1 protein-coding gene and 2 pseudogenes are annotated in these 2,616 nt (G+C 61.4%); 2 read left to right on the forward strand and 1 reads right to left on the reverse strand.

All coding sequences use genetic code 11. From position 1 onward, the window contains the following. The coding region (locus HMH01_RS17640; protein ID WP_171327113.1) for an IS110 family RNA-guided transposase at positions 1–1,139 on the forward strand (1,139 nt) is incomplete at its 5' end. A gap of 239 nt (positions 1,140–1,378) precedes the next feature. Here the strand turns inward: HMH01_RS17640 and HMH01_RS17645 are convergent. Next, positions 1,379–2,187: pseudogene (locus HMH01_RS17645) on the reverse strand (IS3 family transposase); the annotation flags it as partial. Positions 2,188–2,284: 97 nt separating this feature from the next. Here HMH01_RS17645 and HMH01_RS17650 point away from each other — a divergent pair. Further along, positions 2,285–2,401: pseudogene (locus HMH01_RS17650) on the forward strand (transposase); the annotation flags it as partial. Between the last annotated feature and the right edge of the window lie 215 nt (positions 2,402–2,616).

Here is a 2,616-nt window from a genome sequence, read left to right on the forward strand (position 1 = left end):
TGAACACGCTGGAAGATTTCGAGCGTCTGTGCGCGGCCCTTGCCAGCTACGACCTGCCGGTGAGGATCGGGTTCGAGGCGACCGGCAATTACCACCGGCCGCTGGCGCATCATCTCGGCCAAGCCGGGTTCGAGCTGAAGCTTGTCTCCTCCGTTGCTCTGGCCCGCACGCGCGAGGCTCTGCACAACAGCTGGGACAAGAACGACCCGAAGGACGCCCAGGTCATCCTCCACATGCTGGAGATCGGCGCCGTGCAGTTCTTTCACGATCCGATGGTCGTCGGGACCGCCGACATCCAGGAACTCTCGAAGAGCCACGAGATCGTCTCGCGATCGAAGACCGAGCTGTGGCACCGCATCCTGACCCACTACCTGCCGCTGTATTTTCCCGAGGCCGAACGATTTCACCGGAGCTCGCGGACGGATTGGTTCCTGGCGTTCCTCGAGAAGTACCCATCGCCACACATGATCTCCGCCATGAGCCGGGACGCCTTCATCGCCGACGCCTGGGATGTCGTTGGCCGCAAAGTCTCCAAAGAACGCTTGCTTTCAGATATTTACGCGACGGCGACTGGTTCGGTCGGACTTCCCATTCAACCGGACTCCGACGCAGTCCGCATGTTCCGCCTCGTGCTGGCCGAGGGACGCAGCCTGGTCCGGCAACGCGATGAGATCGAAGCCCGCGCCGTCGCGCTACTGTCGGATCTGCCCGACTATCAGCTACTGACGACCGTTCCCGGCATCGGTCCGATCAACGCCATGACCATTCTGGCCGAAGCTGGAGACCTCCGCCGCTTTCGGCACCACCGGCAGTTCCTGAAGTTCTGCGGAATGGATCTCGCCACCGTCCAGTCCGGCATGTTCCGCGGTCAGAGCAGAATCTCGAAGTATGGCAACGCCCGGTTGCGGCGTACGCTCTGGATGGCCGGCCAGACCGCCGTTCTCAAGCGGACCAACAGCTTCCGAGACAAGTTCGAGCGATACATTTCCAAGGACAGACACAACGCGCACCTGCGCCGCAAGGCCTACACCGCGATCGCGGCCAAAATGGCGCGCACCGTACACGCCGTGGTCAAACACGGCGAACCCTATCGCCCCTTCTTCGAAGGGGTGAGCCCAGGCGGAAGGACCTCTCTCTGACATGAGCCGTGGAGGCAGGCATCTGACCTCGTAGATAATGTTCGGGCCTTCTGCTTGGGATTTGGGATCTCGTATTGAGGACGGTGAGGGCCGCCATCGCGCGTACCCTGTGTTTGCTATGGAAGAGATCATTTCTTGACGGCAGAGCCCGTCTGGGCAAACCTAACAGGGCATCTGATCGTTCAGATGTCCCATGACCTGCTGACCTAAGAAGCCAGAATCTCCCGACATAGGACGTTGTCGACCCGGATCGTCTTCGGATAGCCGACCCTGCCGCAGACCCGTTCCAGGGTCTGCACGACATCCTCGCCGCGGTAGGCGAAGCGGGGATCGGCGGCCGGACACAGCCGGGAATGGGTATCGACGATGGTCAGGATCCGGAGCTTCCTGCCCATGGCGAGCTGGTCATGCACGAAGTCCATGGCCCAGACCTCGTTCGGACCCGCGGCCTCCTGACGGTCCTCGCGGAGCTTCGCCGTCACGCGCCGCTTCGGGTGCTTGTTCCGGAGTTGCAGGCCCAACTCATTGTAAATCCTGCGGGTCTTCTTCATGTTGATCTCCCAGCCTTCACGGCGCAGCAGCACATGCACACGGCGGTAGCCATAGCGTACGCGTATCTCGGCAATCTCCTTTATCCGTCTCTCGACGGGAGCCTGGTCGGTGCGCCGGGACTTGTAGTGGTAGGTGGAGGTGTCGAAGCGGATGGCCCCACAGGCCTTCCTGATCGACACACCCCAATCAACGCACATCCCGGTGACGAGCTTGCGCATGCGGCCAGGCTTCAGAGCTTTCGGCGGATGACATCCTGCAACATCTCGCGGTCCAGCGTGAGGTCGGCGACGATCTTCTTCAGCCGGCTGTTCTCGTCCTCGAGCGCCTTCAGCCGGCGCATCTCGTCCGGCAGCAACCCGCCATACCGCTTCTTCCAGTTGAAGTAGGTCGCCTGGCTGATCCCCGCCTTGCGACAGATCTCCGCGACAGGCGTGCCTCCCTCGCCCTGCTTCAGGATGAACGCCTTCTGCGCCTCCGTGAACTTCGATGCCTTCATCGTTCTCAGCTCCTCTCCCAGCCAGGAAAGCTTAGCCGAAAACTCCAGCTTCAAACGGTCCAGTTCTCACGGGGCAGAGCAAAACCGAGGACGGACAATGAAGCGGACGCGATTCACGGACGAGCAGATCATCGGCATCCTTGCCGAGCACGAGGCAGGTGCGAAGTGCGCGGACCTGTGCCGCAAGCATGGCATGTCGGAAGGCACCTTCTACATCTATGGACGGCTCTCCCTTTGCAAGCGTTCCGAAGCAGTCATCGAGCGTGACGGGTGCTGACATCTATCCGGCGTCGCCGGTCGATGGTGGCGCGCCCAAATGGGTAATCCGCGAAGCATGGCCCTCAACAAATGGTCGGCCTCTTGGGCCTTTATAAAAGCCAGGGTCTCCATGCACCGGGTCCGTCCGGTCGATTCATTTCCTCTTTCGCC

Source organism: Halovulum dunhuangense, from assembly GCF_013093415.1.
Classification (GTDB): domain Bacteria; phylum Pseudomonadota; class Alphaproteobacteria; order Rhodobacterales; family Rhodobacteraceae; genus Halovulum; species Halovulum dunhuangense.